General features: G+C 69.2%; 13 protein-coding genes and 1 pseudogene. 3 read left to right on the plus strand and 11 right to left on the minus strand.

Features of this window, described 5'->3' with window-relative positions:
* Positions 1-5 precede the first annotated feature (5 nt).
* Genes cbiB through ACXAGF_RS11280 form a run of 5 tightly spaced genes read right to left on the minus strand, consistent with a single transcriptional unit; the run spans position 6 to position 4613 of the window.
* Positions 6-986: an adenosylcobinamide-phosphate synthase CbiB gene (gene cbiB, locus ACXAGF_RS11260; RefSeq protein WP_475017049.1), complete on the minus strand. Its 981-nt coding sequence runs from the start codon at positions 984-986 to the stop codon at positions 6-8.
* A gap of 3 nt (positions 987-989) precedes the next feature.
* The gene (gene cobD / locus ACXAGF_RS11265; RefSeq protein ID WP_475017050.1) at positions 990-1994 is read right to left on the minus strand and encodes a threonine-phosphate decarboxylase CobD; all 1005 of its coding nucleotides are present in this window, start codon (positions 1992-1994) and stop codon (positions 990-992) included.
* Positions 1991-3295, minus strand: a complete 1305-nt coding sequence (locus ACXAGF_RS11270) for a cobyrinate a,c-diamide synthase (protein WP_475017051.1) — start codon at positions 3293-3295, stop codon at positions 1991-1993. The genes cobD and ACXAGF_RS11270 overlap by 4 nt, the downstream gene beginning before the upstream one ends.
* Complete coding sequence (gene cobA, locus ACXAGF_RS11275) at positions 3292-4134, minus strand: uroporphyrinogen-III C-methyltransferase (RefSeq protein ID WP_475017053.1); 843 nt, start codon at positions 4132-4134, stop codon at positions 3292-3294. Before cobA ends, ACXAGF_RS11270 begins: the two co-directional genes overlap by 4 nt.
* On the minus strand, positions 4134-4613 hold the full coding sequence (locus tag ACXAGF_RS11280) for a cobalamin biosynthesis protein (RefSeq protein ID WP_475017054.1): 480 nt from the start codon (positions 4611-4613) through the stop codon (positions 4134-4136). Before ACXAGF_RS11280 ends, cobA begins: the two co-directional genes overlap by 1 nt.
* A 294-nt stretch (positions 4614-4907) precedes the next feature.
* Here ACXAGF_RS11280 and ACXAGF_RS11285 point away from each other — a divergent pair, with 294 nt between their 5' ends.
* The 3 genes and pseudogenes from ACXAGF_RS11285 to ACXAGF_RS11295 all read left to right on the plus strand — a co-directional run bounded on the left by ACXAGF_RS11285 (position 4908) and on the right by ACXAGF_RS11295 (position 8261).
* A complete protein-coding gene (locus tag ACXAGF_RS11285) occupies positions 4908-5942 on the plus strand; it encodes a patatin-like phospholipase family protein (protein ID WP_475017056.1) in 1035 nt (344 codons plus the stop codon).
* 1 nt (position 5943) lies between these two features.
* Positions 5944-7397 (plus strand): annotated as a pseudogene (locus ACXAGF_RS11290) (GntP family permease).
* Positions 7398-7475: 78 nt separating this feature from the next.
* Positions 7476-8261, plus strand: a complete 786-nt coding sequence (locus ACXAGF_RS11295) for a TSUP family transporter (RefSeq protein ID WP_475017058.1) — start codon at positions 7476-7478, stop codon at positions 8259-8261.
* Positions 8262-8292: 31 nt separating this feature from the next.
* On the opposite strand, the gene cobO is transcribed toward ACXAGF_RS11295, so the two are convergent.
* The 6 genes from cobO to ACXAGF_RS11325 are packed head-to-tail and all read right to left on the minus strand — an operon-like array spanning position 8293 to position 15526.
* Positions 8293-8928, minus strand: a complete 636-nt coding sequence (cobO, locus tag ACXAGF_RS11300; protein WP_475017059.1) for a cob(I)yrinic acid a,c-diamide adenosyltransferase — start codon at positions 8926-8928, stop codon at positions 8293-8295.
* Positions 8929-8938: 10 nt separating this feature from the next.
* Positions 8939-9325 (minus strand): GFA family protein, encoded by a 387-nt coding sequence (locus tag ACXAGF_RS11305; RefSeq protein ID WP_475017060.1) that lies wholly within the window; start codon positions 9323-9325, stop codon positions 8939-8941.
* Positions 9322-13146 carry a cobaltochelatase subunit CobN gene (gene cobN / locus ACXAGF_RS11310; protein ID WP_475017062.1) on the minus strand — a complete coding sequence of 1275 codons (3825 nt, stop codon included), beginning with the start codon at positions 13144-13146 and terminating at the stop codon, positions 9322-9324. The genes ACXAGF_RS11305 and cobN overlap by 4 nt, the downstream gene beginning before the upstream one ends.
* Positions 13147-13150: 4 nt before the next feature.
* Positions 13151-14203: a cobalamin biosynthesis protein CobW gene (gene cobW, locus ACXAGF_RS11315; protein WP_475017064.1), complete on the minus strand. Its 1053-nt coding sequence runs from the start codon at positions 14201-14203 to the stop codon at positions 13151-13153.
* Between the two features lie 4 nt (positions 14204-14207).
* Entirely contained in the window at positions 14208-14735 is a 528-nt protein-coding gene (gene cobU, locus ACXAGF_RS11320) for a bifunctional adenosylcobinamide kinase/adenosylcobinamide-phosphate guanylyltransferase (RefSeq protein ID WP_475017066.1), read from the minus strand.
* Entirely contained in the window at positions 14732-15526 is a 795-nt protein-coding gene (locus ACXAGF_RS11325) for a CbtA family protein (protein WP_475017068.1), read from the minus strand. The genes cobU and ACXAGF_RS11325 overlap by 4 nt, the downstream gene beginning before the upstream one ends.
* Between the last annotated feature and the right edge of the window lie 12 nt (positions 15527-15538).

Raw genomic sequence — 15538 nt, forward strand, 5'->3', positions numbered from 1 at the left:
GCGGTCTAGAGGATTGCCAGCGCGGCGATCCCGGCAACCAGCATGAGCACCAGGCCGTCGCACGCACGCCCGAACACCACGAGGGCGCGGTCGATGTCGGCGGCGGTGGCGACCGTTCGCCCGGCGGCATTGATCATCGGCTCCTCGACCCGCACCCCGCCATAGACCCGGGGCCCGGCGAGGCCGACGCCGAGCGCGCCCGCCATCGCCGCTTCCGGCCAGCCGGAATTGGGCGAGCGATGCAGGCCATGGTCGCGCAAGGCCAGGTCCAGCGCTGCCCGCGCGGCGCGCGCGCCCTCGGCGACCCAGGCCCCACCGGAGATCAGGAATATGGAAAGCCGGGCCGCCGGCCAGTTGGCGAGATCGTCGAGCCGGGCCGCAGCCCAGCCGAATTCCAGGTACTTCGCGCTTCTGTGGCCGATCATCGAGTCGGCCGTGTTCAGCATCTTGTAGGCGAGCAGTCCCGGCAGCCCCAGCAGCACGTACCAGACCGCCGGCGCGACCACGCCGTCGGAAAAGTTCTCCGCCAGGCTCTCGATCGCCGCCCGGCTGACCGCGGGCTCGTCCAAGCTCGCAGGGTCCCGTCCGACGATCATCGCCACCGCGGCCCGGCCGCCGTCCAGCCCGCCGCGGCGCAGTCCGGCCGCAACCGCGCCGACGTGGTCGGCCAGGCTCTTCTGCGCCAGCAGGAGCGCGACGAACACCGTCTCGGCAACCAGCCCGAACCAGCCGAACAGCGACAGCAGGCCATGGATGGCGTAGCCGGCGACGAGGCACCCCGCGATCAGCAGGCCGATGGCGACCGCGCCGTTGAACCGGCGCGTCTCGGGTCGCATGCGTTTGCGGTTAAAGACGTGGTCCAGTGCTGAAATCGCCCAGCCGAACACGACGACCGGGTGCGGCACGCGCTTCCACAGCCGCGGCGGATCGCCGACGAGGCGATCGAGTACGAGGGCGGCGGCGAGAACAAGAAGCGTGGCGATCATGGCTCAGGCGGGGAAACTGGCAAGGGCCTCGGCGAGGCGTCGATCGGCCGCCGCATCGGGTGCAAGACCGAAGCGCAGCCAGCGGCGATCATAGTCGAAAGCCCGCACGAGAACATGCCGGTTGCAGAGCCAGTCGTGCATTTCCACCGCTTGTTCGTGCTCCACCAGCGCAAACAGCGCCGTCCCGCCGACGGTCCTCAGCCCGGCCCCGGCCAGGACCTGGTCGAGCGCGGCCTTGCGCTCGCCGATCGTCCGACGGATCGGTGTGCAGTCTTGCGACATCAGTCCGGCCGCGATCGTCAGCGCCGGCCCCGAGACGGCCCAGGGCCCCAGCCACTCCGCAAACTCCGTCAGACGCGTCTCCGTCGTCAGGACGAAGCCGAGCCGCAGGCCGGCCAGACCAAAGAACTTGCCGAACGACCGGAAGACGACGAGGCCGTCCGCCCTCCCCGCCTCCTTCGCCAGCGACAGCTCCGGCTCCATGTCCCCGAACGCCTCGTCGACCACGAGCGTGCCGCCGGTTGCCGACAGCCGGCGCCGCAGGTCGAGCAGGTGTTCGGGCCGGTGGCGGCGGCCATCGGGATTGTTCGGATTGACGACAACGACGAGTCCGTGCGCGTCACGGACCGCGTCCAGGCTGTCGATCGGATCGACGGCAAGGCCGGACGCCCGCAACACGCGTGCATATTCGCCATAGGTCGGGGAAAACACCGCGGCCCGGCGTCCCGCAGGAGCGAGCCGCGGCAGCATCTGGATCACCGCCTGGGTGCCCGGCACCGGCAGCGGCAGGCACTCGTCCGCGCGGTAGTGGCGGGCCGCCGCCAGCCGCGCCTCGACGAGCCGGTTCTGGTCCGGAAGGCGGTGCCATGCCGCCGGATCGATCGGCGGCAGGCTCGCCGGGCAGGGATTGATGCCCGTGGAAAGATCGAGCCAGTCCTGCGGCCGACCGCCGTAGCGCGTAGCGGCCGCGGCAACGCCGCCGCCGTGCTGGATCGGTGCCTCGCTCACGCTTCACCTGCAATGTCGATGAGGTGCATGTAGGACCCCGAGACGTTGGAGCGTCGCAGGCCGGACAGGCCGAGATCCCGCCCCGTGGCGTCGGTTGCGGCAAACAGCCGGTCCGCCTCGCCCTCCTGCGCTACCGTCGAATAATGGAATTCGTGCGCCGTCATCGGCCCGGCAAAGCCGGAACCGGAGAGCGGCGTCAGCCGTCGATAGCCGAGCTGCCGGCGTCGTTCGGCAAAGCTGGTCACCAGCGGCAGCAGCCCGAGCATGGCATGCCGCGCGCCGTCGGCGTCGACCAGACCCTCGCCCAGCGCCATATAGCCGCCGCACTCGCCGTAGATGCGGGCGCCGCGTCTGGCTGCGGCCAGCAGGCCGCCACGGAACTGCGCGGCACTGGCAAGGGCGCCGCCATGCAGCTCGGGATAGCCACCAGGCAGGAACACGGCGTCGCTGGCGACCGCGGGTGCCTCGTCCGCGAGCGGCGAGAAAAACGAGATTTCCGCGCCCTGCGCCCGCCAGCCGCCAAGCAGATGCGGGTAGCAGAAGGCGAAGGCGCGGTCGCGCGCAACTGCGATCCGCTGGCCCAGCGGCGGCAGCAGTGATACCTGCGCCTCGGTCCCGGCCCGCGGCGCAGCCCTTGCGCATTGCAGCAGCCGGTCGAGGTCGACGCAGCGGCGCACGACCCGCGCGGCGTGGTCGATGAAGGTCTCCAGCGCCCGGTGTTCGCCCGCCTGTACCAGGCCGAGGTGCCGCTCCGGCAGTTCCAGCGCCGGATCGCGGTCGATGCTCCCGAGCACCGTGATCCCGGCCCTTTCGAGCGCATCGCGCAGCATCTTGTCGTGACGGGCGCTGCCGACCTTGTTGAGGATGACGCCGCAGACGGCGACGTCGGCGCGAAACGCGGCGTAGCCGCGCACCAGCGCGGCAATCGAGTGCGAGAGCTTGCTGCAGTCGACCACGAGCACGACCGGCAGGCCGAGCATCGCCGCGAGATCGGCGGGGGTGCCGCTGCCGTCGGCGGCGCCGTCGAACAGCCCCATCATCGCCTCGACCAGGAGAAGCTTGTCGCCGCCCTGCTGCGCGGCCGCATTGGCCAAGAGCAGTTGCGGGCGCATCGCCCAGGGGTCGTAGTTCAGGCATTCGACCCGGCTGGCGGCCGCGTGGAAGGCGGGATCGATATAGTCCGGCCCGGCCTTGCCGGGCGCCAGCGCCACGCCCTGCTCGGCCAGGGCGCGCAGCAGGCCGAGCGTCACGGTGGTCTTGCCCGACCCCGACGCCGGCGCCGCGATCATCAAGCCGCTCATGCGCGATCCTTGAGCGTCCGCGAGCCGAATGGGTCCGGAGCCAGGATCTTGCCCTCGCGCAGCGCCCCCAGCCAGTCGAGCGAGCCGCGCAGCCGCACCACCTCCCCCACCACGACGATTGCCGGCGGTTCGAGGCCGGCGTCGGCCGCGTCGGCCTCGGCGCGGCCGAGCGTTGTCTCCAGCACCGCCTGATCTTGCGTGGCGGCATTGCAGACAAAGGCGACCGGCTCGTCAGGCGACCGGCCGGCACCGATGAGGTTGGCGGCGATCTGGCCGATATGCTTCATCGCCATGTACATGACAATGACGGGCGATCCGGCGGCAATGCCCTGCCAGTTGATGCGGTCGGGAACGACGCCGGAGGAATCATGGCCGGTCAGGAAGGTCACCGCATGGTTCACCTCGCGGTGGGTGACGGGAATGCCGGCATAGGCGAGCCCGCCGATCCCCGCGGTGATGCCCGGCACCACGCGAAACGGCACGTTGTGCTCGATCAGGGTCAATGCCTCTTCGCCCCCGCGGCCGAAGACGAAGGGATCGCCGCCTTTCAGCCGCAGCACGCGCTTGCCGTTGCGGGCAAGTTCCACCAGCCGCAGGGAAATGTCGCGCTGGTTCGGCGACGGCTTGCCGCCGCGCTTTCCGGCGAACTCCAGTGCCGCGCCGGCCTTGGCCAGCTTCAGGCACTCGCCGTTGACGAGGGCGTCGTGGACGACGACGTCGGCCTGGCGCAACGCGTGCGCCGCAAGCAGCGTCAGAAGACCGGGATCGCCGGGGCCCGCGCCGACCAGCCAGACGGTGCCGGGCTCAAGGTCCGGCAGGGTGGAAAGCAACTCGTCCATCAACCTGCCCTCTCCGGCGTCCGCCCAGCCGACTCAACCTCTGAAGATCGCCCCACAAACGATTGATCCGACTCGGCAATTGCGACGGTCGCAGCAGCCGAGCGCTTCTTCGCCACCACCAGCCGCCCCCCGGACCCGGCGGCGGCCAGAGCCGCGCCTTCGGCCACGCCGTGGCAGCCGGTATAGCGGAAGACGACCTCTGAGGGATTAGCGAGCCGCGACGTCTGCGCCTCCAGCGTGGCCGCATCAAAGGTCCGGAACGGCACACCGAAATGCCGAGCAGCGGCCAGCATGGCCGGCTCGTCGGCACGCGTGTCCAGCGACGCGATCATGGCAATTGCGGAGCGCCTGAGGCCGCTTCGGCGCAGGGCCTCCTCGGCCAGCGCGATCACTTCGGCCGCATCCGTGCCGCGCTCGCAGCCAAGGCCCAGCACCAGCGCCGGTTGTCCACTCTCGATGGCTTGCGCCGGTTGCCTCATCTGCCGTGTCCTCGCCTTCCGGACATGCGCAGTGCGGGCGTACCCGTTTCGACAGTCCCGACTGTGGCCCCCAACGGGGTCGGCCGCACCGGGCACCTTTCCGGCCCCCTTCGGGGCACCGTCGCATGTACAACCTGTTTATCGGAGCGGCCATTTGCGGTCAAACCGGATTGCGGCGTCGGCTGCAGCGTTGGCGTCATTCGACCGAGGATGACGATGGACCACTGCTTCGGTTTTTCGTGTTCAGGAACTTGCTGCGGTGCAGTAGAATGCCGGTTCACACGGAGATTGCACTTGAGCAAGGCGCCCAAGCAGAGCAATGCCCGCCCCATCGATCTTGCTCTGCAAGGCGGTGGCTCCCACGGGGCGTTCACCTGGGGAGTTCTCGATCGCCTCCTCGAGGAGGCCTGGCTGAGTCTGGAAGCCATTTCCGGCACCTCGGCCGGCGCCATGAATGCGGCAGTGCTCGCGGATGGCTATGAACAGGGCGGCCGACAGGGCGCGCGGGAATCGCTCGAACGATTCTGGCGGCTCGTGTCGGACGCCGCGCTCTACAGCCCGCTCCAGCGCACGCCGCTCGACATTCTGCTCGGTCGATGGACGCTCGACCTGTCGCCGGCCTACGTCCTGATGGAGGCGATGGCGCGCGTCGTCTCGCCCTACCAGATGAATCCGGCGGGGCGAAACCCGCTCACCGAGATCCTGGAGGCCTGCATCCACTTCGACCGGCTCGTCGCCTCCCCGGTCCGCTTGTTCATCACCGCCACCAACGTGCGCACCGGCCGGGGTCGGGTTTTCAGCAACGCCGAACTGACCCCGCAGGTTCTGCTTGCCTCCGCCTGCCTTCCCACGCTCTACCATGCGGTCGAGATCGACGGAGACCCCTATTGGGATGGCGGCTTTGCCGGCAATCCCACCCTCACGCCGCTGATCGAGGACTGTGCCGCCGAAGACACGATCCTCGTACAGATCAATCCGATCGAGCGGCCGGGCACGCCGAAGACGGCGCGAGAAATTCAGAGCCGGATCAACGAGGTCTCCTTCAACGCCGTGCTCCTGAAGGAGCTGCGCATGGCTGCGATCATGCGCAAGGTTGCCGACCCCGGCCATGCCGAGGGCGCACGCTGGGCTTCGATGCGCCTGCACCGGATCGCAAGCGACGTGATGCTGGATCTTGGCGCATCCTCCAAGCTCAACGCCGAATGGCCCTTCCTGGTCATGTTGCGCGACAGGGGACGCGAGGCAGCGCAGACCTTTCTCGACGCGCACGGAGACGATATCGGCAGGCGCCCCTCCCTCGACCTCGACGACCTGATCCGGGAGAAATGACATGGGACTTCTCGGCATGTCATAGCCCTCGCCCTCCTCATCGCGCTTGCCTACCGCGGCTGGAGCATCCTTCTGCTGGCGCCGCTGGCTGCCCTTGTCGCTGCCATGTTCTCACGCGAGCCGTTGCTTGCCAGCTGGACGCAGGTCTTCATGCCCAGCGCTGCCGGTTTCTTCGCCCAGTACTTCCCGTTGTTCCTGCTGGGCGCGTTGTTCGGCAAGCTGATGGAGGAGACCGGTTCCATCGCCGTGATCTCTCGCGCCTTGATGGACAGGCTTGGCAAGGGTCGCGCGATCGCCGCCGTCGTCCTCGCCGGGGCGCTCGTGACCTATGGCGGGGTCAGTCTGTTCGTCGCCTTTTTCGTAATTGCCCCGATGGCGGAGGACCTGTTCCGACGGGCCGGCATTCCGCGCCGGCTGATGCCGGCGGCGATCGTGCTTGGCACATCCACCTTCACCATGTCCGCCATGCCCGGCACGCCTTCGATCCAGAACGCGATTCCCATGCCGGTCTTCGGTACGACCCCCTTTGCCGCGCCGGGCCTGGGCATCGTCGCCTCGCTGATCATGGTCGCCTTCGGCCTGTGGTGGCTGGTGCGCGAGGAAGCAACCGCCCGGCGCGCCGGCGAAGGCTTCGGCAGGGAACAGGCGGCGCCGGCGGCTGACATCGCCGAAGATCCGAAACTCAGGGAGCGGGCCAGCGCCGCGCGCGAATTCGACCCGGCGGAAATCAACCGCGGCAAGGGCGCCGGCCTGGAGCCGTCCTTTGCCGCAGCAGCGGCGCCGCTCGCCGCGGTCATCGCCGGCAACATGCTGCTTTCGCTCGTCATCCTCCCCCGGATCGATGCTGCCTTCCTTGCCGACGCCCGCTGGGGCGCCACCTCGCTGGCTGCCGTGGCGGGCGTCTGGGCGGTGGTGACCGCGCTTGCGGCCGGTATCGTACTGGCGCTTGCGTTGAACCTGCCCCGCCTGCCCCGGTTGCGCGACACGGTCGACGCGGGCGTGAATGCCTCGGTGCTGCCGGCGATCAGCGTCTGCAGCCTGGTCGGCTTCGGTGCGGTCATGGCCGCCATGCCCGCCTTCGCGTCGGTAAAGGACTGGGTGCTGGGCATCGGTGGCGGCCCGGCGACATCGCTGGCCGTCGCCACCAACATTCTCTCCGCCCTGACGGGATCCGCTTCCGGCGGGATGACGATCGCACTGGACGCGCTCGGCCCGACATTCATCGCCCGAGCCGCGGATGCCGGGCTCGACCTCTCGCTGCTCCACCGCGTCGCCGTCATCTCTTCCGGCACCCTGGACACATTGCCCCACAACGGCGCGGTCATCACGCTTCTGGCTGTGTGCGGCACGGCCCACCGGGAGAGTTATCGCGACATCGCCGTCGTCAGCATCGGCGGCGCGATTCTGGCGCTCGTCGCGATCCTGTTGCTGGGTTCCGTGCTCGGCGCGTTCTGACGGTCGCGGCCTGCCCTTTGCAATTGCCGCCGCCATCTGACAAAGGTGCGCGACCATGACCTGACTGCCGGTGACCCCTTGATCGATCTCGCGCTCCACGTACTCCTGCTGCTGTTCATCGCCGGTTTCATCGCCGGCTTCATCGATTCGATCGCCGGCGGCGGCGGCATGATCACCATTCCCGCCATGCTGCTCGCCGGCATCCCGCCGCTGGAGACGCTCGGCACCAACAAGCTGCAGTCGCTGTTCGGCTCCGGCTCGGCGACCGTCGCCTATGCCGCTGCCGGCCACGTCGAACTGAAGCGGCAGCTGCCGATGGGGGCGCTGTCGGCGGTCGGCGCCGTCTTCGGCGCGGTGCTCGCGACCGTGATCCCGGCGGACGCGATGCGCATGGTCCTGCCGCTGCTTCTGGTCTGCATCGCGCTCTATTTCGCGCTGAAGCCGAACATCAGCGACGTCGACAAGCATCGGCGGCTGTCGGAAGCGGCCTTCGCCTTCACGGTGGTGCCGCTGATCGGCTTCTACGACGGCGTGTTCGGGCCGGGCACCGGCTCCTTCTTCATGCTGGCCTTCGTGTCGCTGGCAGGCTTCGGCGTGCTCAAGGCGACGGCGCACACGAAGCTCCTGAACTTCGGCTCCAACGTCGGCGCCTTCGCCTTCTTCCTCGCCTATGGCGTCGTCCTGTGGAAGGTCGGCATCACCATGGGCGTCGGCCAGTTGCTCGGCGCGCAGGCCGGCTCGCGATTCGCCATGAAAAAAGGTGCGAAGATCATCAAGCCGCTCCTGATCTTCACCAGCCTCGCGCTCGCCATCCGCCTGATGGCCGATCCGAGCCAGCCGCTGCGGCTCTGGCTCGGCTGGTAGCACGGGCCCCGGCGGGCCCGCGCCGGTTCCGCTAGTACTCGACGCCGATCTGCGCCTTGATGCCCGAGCGGAACGGATGCTTGACCAGTTCCATCTCGGTGACGAGATCGGCGGCCTCGATCAGTTCTTCCTTGGCGTTGCGGCCCGTCATTACCACGTGGGTCATGTAGGGCTTCTCCTGCTTCAGAAATTCCACCACCTCGGCGGGGTCGAGATAGTCGTAGCGCAGCGCGATGTTGATCTCGTCGAGCAGCACCATCGAATTGCGCTCGTCGCGGATCAGTTCCTTCGCCTTTTCCCAGGCCTTCTGCGCCATCGCCACGTCGCGGGCGCGGTCCTGGGTCTCCCAGGTGAAGCCCTCGCCGAGCGTGTGGAACTGGCAGAGGTCGGAGAAGTGCCTTTCGATCAGCTCGCGCTCGCCCGTTACCATCGCGCCCTTGATGAACTGCACGACGGCACAGGGTTTTCCGTGGGCGATATGGCGGAAGATCATGCCGAAGCCGGCCGTCGACTTGCCCTTGCCCTTGCCGGTATGGACGATGACGAGGCCCTTTTCGTCCGTCTTCGTCGCCATGATCTTCTCGCGCGCCTGCTTCTTCTTCGCCATCTTCTCCGAATGGCGGGCGAGTTCGGCCTCGCTCATCGCCGAGGTGTCGGTATCGCTCATCGCTTGCTCCTCAATGGTGTTTCAATAGGTCGTCGTCGCAGGCAAGCCAGGGGACCCGTTCGCCCCAGAACCAGTGCTGGGTGATCTTGACGCCCGAGGCATCGTCAAGCGCGGCGACATAGAGGTCGATTTCGTCCGGCCGGTCGTCGCTCTCGTAGCTCGTCGGAGAGCCGCAACGTCCGCAGAAGCTGCGGCGGACGCCCGGCGAGGAGGCGTAGTGGCGCAGGCATTCGCCCTCGAAGACGACCTTGCTCCGGTTCACGCTGACGAAGCTCGTCACCGGCGAGGAGGTTGCGCGGCGGCAGCTTTCGCAGTGGCAGTGGCCGGCGCGGATGACCGGCAGGGCGGCGCGGAAGTGCACCGATCCGCACAGGCAGTGCCCGGAAAGCTGCGTCATGACGCCCTCCTCCTTGTCGCCAGCGTCTCGAGGTCGAACCGCGCCGAGTTGGAGCGCGGCGACCACAGCCGCCGGTCGATCGCCTCCAGCAGCCGGTCCGCCATCTCCTTCAGCGCCGCCGGGTTCCTGTCGGACATGAAGCTGCGGACCCGCTCGTCCAGAATATACGCCTGATAGACCGCCTCGAAATGGTGATCCTTCACCGCGCCGGTGGTGGCGGCGAAGGCGAACATGAAATCGACCGTCGCGGCCAGCTCGAACGCGCCCTTGTAGCCGTGGCGCATCACGCCCTCGATCCATTTCGGATTGACGACGCGGGCCCTGACCACGCGGCCGATCTCGTCCTCCAGCGTCCGCACCACCGGCCGTTCGGGGCGCGACAGGTCGTTGTGGTAGACCGCCGGCTGGTCACCGGTCAGGTGCGCCACCGCCGCGGCCATGCCGCCCTCGAACTGGTAGTACTCGTCGCTGTCGAGCAGGTCGTGCTCGCGGTTGTCCTGGTTCTGGACGATCGCCTGCAGGCTGCGCATCCGCGCCTCCAGCCGGTCGCGGCTGGCGATGTCCTCGCCCTCGCCGGCATAGGCATGCGCGCCCCAGGCGAGCCAGGCCTCGGCAAGGTCGGCGCGATCCGTCCACAGCCCCTCGTCGATCATCGTCTGCAGGCCGGCACCGTAGCTGCCCGGCCGGGCGCCGAACACGCGGTAGCCCGCCTTGGCGCGCGCCTCGCCCTCCGCAACGCCGCCGGCGGCAAGCTCGGCCGCCTCGGCGCGCATGCGCGCGGCGATCGGATTGTCCTCGTCGTCCTCGTCCAGCGCGCCGATCGCCCGCACCGCCCGGTCGAACAGGGCGATCTGCTCAGGGAAGGCATCGCGGAAGAAGCCGGAGATGCGCAGCGTCACGTCGACGCGCGGCCGGCGCAGCATCGCCGGCGGAATGATCTCGTAGCCGGTGACGCGCCGGGAGACCGTGTCCCAGAGCGGCTTCGCCCCGATCAGGGCCAGCGCCTGGGCGATGTCGTCGCCGCCCGTGCGCATGTTCGAGGTGCCCCAGGCGGTGATGCCGAACGAGGTCGGCCACTCGCCGTGGTCCTGGGCATAGCGGGTGACGAGCATCTCGGCCGATTTCCGCCCCAGTTCCCAGGCCGCCGGCGTCGGCACGGCGCGGCTGTCGACCGAGTAGAAGTTACGCCCCGTCGGTAGCACGTCCGGCCGTCCGCGCGTCGGCGCGCCGGAGGGGCCGGGCTCGACGAACCGGCCGTCGAGACCGCGCAGCAGCGCCGCCATCTCGGCCGCGCCGCAGGCCTCGATCGAAGGCCCGATCGTCGTCCTGACCTGCTCCAGGACCGCGCGCGTCGCCGCCCAGCCCTCCGGACAGGGCAAATCGCCGGCGATGAGCTTGGCCGCCAGTAGCTCGATCCGCTCGACCGTGTCGCCGGCGGAGCGCCACGGCGCCTCGACCTGGCGAGCGAGGATGTCCGGCCTGTCGCCCTCCCAGGGATCGGACGGAACGCAATCGAGCGGGTCGAAGCCGGTCCCTTCCGGCGCCAGTGCATCCGCCGCGATCGCGCGCTGCAGGCTGGCATCGCCGCCCTCGCCCAGTCCGCGCGGCACGCGCGCGAGCGCCAGCGTCAGGTCGGTCAGGAGCCGCCCCGTCGGCGAGACGCCGAACACATGCAGGCCGTCGCGGATCTGCATCTCCTTCAGGTCGCAGAGATAGGCGTCGAGCTTCTGCAGCGCCGCCTCCTCGCCGTCGGACCTTGAGATGCCCGCGTCCTGGTCAAGGCCGATGTCGCGAACGAGATCGAGGATCTGCCGGCTGAGCAGCCTGATCCGGCGCGGGTCGCCGCCGGACGCGTCGTAGTATTCGTCCACCAGCGCTTCCAGGTCCTTCAGCGGCCCGTAGGTCTCGGCGCGCGTGAGCGGCGGCGTGAGGTGGTCGATGATCACCGCGGCGGAGCGACGCTTGGCCTGGGTGCCCTCGCCGGGGTCGTTGACGATGAACGGATAGAGGTGCGGGACCGGCCCGAGCACCGCCTCCGGATAGCACGCCTCCGACAGGGCCAGCGCCTTGCCCGGCAGCCATTCGAGGTTGCCGTGCTTGCCGACATGGACGACCGCGTGGACCCCGCACGCCTGCCGCAGGTAGGCGTAGAAGGCGAAGTAGCCGTGCGGCGGCACGAGGTCGGGCGAGTGATAGGTTTCCTTCGGGTCGATATTGTAGCCCCGCGCCGGCTGGATGCCGACGAGTGTGCCGCCGAAGCGGGCCAGCGGCAGCGCGAACACCTCGCCGGCGACGAAGGGATCGGCCTCTGGTGCGCCCCAGCGCGCCGTCACACCCTCCTGAACCTCTGCTGGAAGAGAGGCGAAGAATGTCTTGTATTGATTCAGGGAAATCGTTTCCCGGACCTCGCGCCCCTCGCCGGCGGCGTTGGTCGGCCCCGCCATCAGGTACGCCATCAGTGCATCGCCGTCGCCGGGCAGGTCGCCGACCGCGTAGCCGGACGCCTGCAGGGCGCGCAGGATCTCGAGCGTGCCGGCGGGCGTGTCGAGGCCGACGCCGTTGCCGAGCCGGCCGTCGCGGTTCGGATAGTTCGCCATCACCAGCGCGATGCGCCGCCCGCCGGCCGGCGCGCGCCGGAGCCGGGCCCAGTTGGCGGCCAGCCGGGCCGAGAACGCGATCCTGTCCTCGGCCGGCTCGAGGCTGACGATATTGGTCTCGACCGCCGCATCCCAGCGCGCCGCCGCCTTGAAGGAGACGGCGCGGGCGAGCACCCGCCCGTCCACCTCCGGCAGCGAAACGTTCATGCCGAGGTCGCGGGCCGTCAGCCCCTGGGCCGAGTCCTGCCAGGCCGCGCGCGATGAGCCGGAGAAGATCACCTGCAGCACCTGCGCACCGGTCTCGTCGAGGACGGTCGGCTTGCGGCGCGCGCCGGGAGCCGACACGGCAAAGCTGGTCGCGTTCAGGACGACCTCGGGTCCGGCGGCGACAAGGGCGGCCCGCACCGTCTCGATCGAGGCGGGGTCCTTGAGGCTGGAAACGAACAGCGGCAGGGCCCGCACGCCCTCGGCTTCGAGCGCCTCGATCAACAGCTCGACCGGCCGCGTCTCGCCGCTCTGGACATAGGCGCGATAGAAGCAGATCGCCACCGTCGGCACAGGTTCGACCGCCACCTCGCCATCCCCAGGCGCGCCTGCGGGTCCGGCCTTGCGGTCAACCTTTTCCAATGCAGCTGGCGCCGGGCACAGTCCGGCCCAGGTCCCGGCATCGACGACGCCGCGGCCGGGCCACCAGATTCCGGCCTTTTCCAGTGGCACCGCCGGCGCCGGCCGCTCGCCGCCGAACACGAGCGCGTCCGCATAGGCGAGGAAACGGGCGGCATTTTCCGCCCCGCCCTCGTTGAGGTAGGCCCACAGCCGCGCCCGGTCCGCCTCGCCGATGCGGTTGAACGGCACAAGCCCGGCGTCGGGCCGGTCGTCACCGGGCAAGGCGACCATCGCGATGTCGTTCGCCACGGCGGTCGCGTGCAGCGCCTCCAGCACGTAGCGGAAGTAGCTCGCGCCGCCGAGCGCGCGCACGACGATCAGCTTCGCGTGCCGCGCCGTACGCTCGACATAGGTGTCGACCGACATCGGGTGCGCCAGCGTTCCGAGGCTGGCGAGCCGCAGCCGCCCCCGACCCTCGCGGCCGCGATGGGCCGCCGCGATCGACGCCAGTTCCGTGTCCGCCGCCGAGAGAAACAGAATGTCGCCCGGCGACTGGCCGAGGTCGATCGCCTCCTTGCCGTCGGCGATCGTGCCTTTCTGGGCGAGGAGGAGATGCATGGCGTCAGGCCGCCGCGGCGGTGATCGAAGCGCGCACGGCGGCCTCGTCCATGCCGTGCAGGCCGATGACGACGAGGCGCGTGCCGCGAGCCTCGCCGGGCTTCCAGGCGCGCTCGAAATACTGGTCGATGCGGCTGCCGACCGCCTGGATCAAGAGGCGCATCGGCTTGCCGGGCACGTCCGCGAACCCCTTCAGGCGCAGCACGTCGTGCTCGGCGATCAGGCCTTTCAGCCGCTCGACGAACCGGGCCGGCTCAGCGACGGCGCCGAGTTCGACGACGAAACTGTCGAACTCGTCGTGATCGTGTTCCTCGCCGTTTTCGTGCTCCAGTTCGTGATGCGACTTGCGGTTGGCGATGTCGTCCTCCGTGCCGATGCCGAGGCCGAGCAGGACGGCGGCGGCAACGTCGCCGTTCCGGGCCTCGATCATGGCCGGCTTGCGGGCGATGCGGGCGGCGACCTCCTCGCGCACCGTCCTCAGGCCGGCGGCGTCGATCAGGTCGGTCTTGTTGAGCACGATCAGGTCGGCGGCGGTCAGCTGGTCCTCGAACAGTTCCTCCAGCGGGCTCTCGTGGTCGAGATTGTCGTCCTCGACGCGCAGCGCATCGACGCGGTCGTGGTCGTCGGCAAAGCGTCCCGCGGCAACGGCCGCGCTGTCCACCACCGTGACGACGCCGTCGACGGTCACCTGCGTCTTGATCTCCGGCCAGTTGAACGCGGCGACGAGCGGCTGCGGCAGCGCCAGGCCGGAAGTCTCGATGACGATGTGGTCCGGGCGGTTCTCGCGCTCCAGCAGCTTCGACATGGTGGGGATGAAGTCGTCCGCCACGGTGCAGCAGATGCAGCCGTTGGTCAGCTCGATGATATCGTCCTCGCTGCAGGCCTCCGCGCCGCAGCCCTTCAGCACCTCGCCATCGACGCCGAGGTCGCCGAACTCGTTGATGATCAGCGCGATCCGCTTGCCGTTGGCGTTCTGCAACAGGTTGCGGATCATCGTCGTCTTGCCGGCGCCGAGGAAGCCGGTGATGACGGTTGCGGGAATCTTTTGCTGGAGCATGTGCTCAACCCTTCATTTTCAGCGGCAGGCCTGCCGCGACAAAATAGACTTCGGCGGCAAGCGAGGCCACCTTCTGGTGCAGCCGGCCGGCATGGTCGCGAAAGTCGCGCGCCATCCGGTTGTCGGGCACGATGCCCAATCCGACCTCGTTGGAGACGAACACGAGCCTTCCGGGCGAATGCACGATCGCGGCCGCGAGGTCGTCATAAGCCGCCGCCATGTCGCGGCCCTCGAGCATCAGGTTCGTCACCCACAAGGTCAGGCAGTCCACGAGCAGGACCCGGTCCTTGCGCGCTGTTTCACGGATGCGGTCCGCAAGCGCCAGCGGCTCCTCGTGCGTGACCCAGCCGTCGCCGCCGCGTTGTGCCTGGTGCTGCTCGATTCGCGCGCGCATCTCCTCGTCCCAGGCGCGGCCGGTGGCGATATAATGCTTCGAGAGGCCGGTCTCCGCGGCCAGCCGCTCGGCAAAGGCGGACTTGCCGGAACGGGCACCGCCCAGAACCAGGACGGCTCCGGGCGATGTCGTCATCATCGGTCGGCCTTGGCGATCTTCTCGTTGGCAAAGCCCAGCGACAGGCCGAGCACGATCCAGAAGAACAGCGTCGTTGCCAAAGCCGCCACGGCGAACTCCGCTCCGAGCACGGCCGGAACGTTGCTCGAAAGGTCATCCGGTTGCGGCGCGCCATAGAGGTGCGGCGCGGCGACCAGGAGGACGCCCAGGACCTTCGCGGCGATGCCCTCTTTCAGGATCAGCAGGTAGAGCCCTCCGGCCGACAGGACGACCGTCGCCAGCCACCAGCCCTGCCGGCTGGCAAGGTCGGCGGCGGGAAAGCCCGGCAGTTCCGGCGGCAGGCCGATCGCCGGCAGCAGATGGACCGCCAGCCAGCCCGCCGCTCCCCAGATCGCGCCATTTGCGACCGTGATCGGATTGCCGGCCAGAAGACTGACGGCCGCCAGCAGCAGGGCGAAGCCGGCGCCGGTCACCAGGTTGGCGAACAGCGTGCCGGAGAAGCGGCTCATGCCGAACAGGATGCCGCCCTCGCCCTCATGCACCTCGCCCGCATGCGCATAGGCCGGCGTTACGGGCGAAAGGTAGGCGGCGAATTCGGCAACGGCGGCGCCGATGCCGAGCGCCGAATGCTCGTGGGTCGCCTGCGGCTGCGCTTCGGTCTCGGCGCCCGCGGGCGCCGGTTCAGCCTCGCCGCCTTCATACTCTTCGGCATGAAGGATCAGCGGAATCACCCGCGCCTCCTGCGCCACGGTCATGAGGGCGCCGGAAAACAGCCCGGCCACCAGAGCGGCCAGGAGATATCGAACGATCATGTCACGCGCCCC

Source organism: Mycoplana sp. ABR4_002 (assembly GCF_056159645.1).

Coding starts and splice junctions, on each gene's coding strand:
- ACXAGF_RS11305 (WP_475017060.1), bottom strand. CDS start 9,325: ATGACGCAGCTTTCCGGGCACTGCCTGTGCGGATCGGTGCACTTCCGC.
- cobO (WP_475017059.1), bottom strand. CDS start 8,928: ATGAGCGATACCGACACCTCGGCGATGAGCGAGGCCGAACTCGCCCGC.
- cobN (WP_475017062.1), bottom strand. CDS start 13,146: ATGCATCTCCTCCTCGCCCAGAAAGGCACGATCGCCGACGGCAAGGAG.
- cobU (WP_475017066.1), bottom strand. CDS start 14,735: ATGATGACGACATCGCCCGGAGCCGTCCTGGTTCTGGGCGGTGCCCGT.
- ACXAGF_RS11270 (WP_475017051.1), bottom strand. CDS start 3,295: ATGAGCGGCTTGATGATCGCGGCGCCGGCGTCGGGGTCGGGCAAGACC.
- ACXAGF_RS11325 (WP_475017068.1), bottom strand. CDS start 15,526: ATGATCGTTCGATATCTCCTGGCCGCTCTGGTGGCCGGGCTGTTTTCC.
- cbiB (WP_475017049.1), bottom strand. CDS start 986: ATGATCGCCACGCTTCTTGTTCTCGCCGCCGCCCTCGTACTCGATCGC.
- cobA (WP_475017053.1), bottom strand. CDS start 4,134: ATGGACGAGTTGCTTTCCACCCTGCCGGACCTTGAGCCCGGCACCGTC.
- cobW (WP_475017064.1), bottom strand. CDS start 14,203: ATGCTCCAGCAAAAGATTCCCGCAACCGTCATCACCGGCTTCCTCGGC.
- ACXAGF_RS11280 (WP_475017054.1), bottom strand. CDS start 4,613: ATGAGGCAACCGGCGCAAGCCATCGAGAGTGGACAACCGGCGCTGGTG.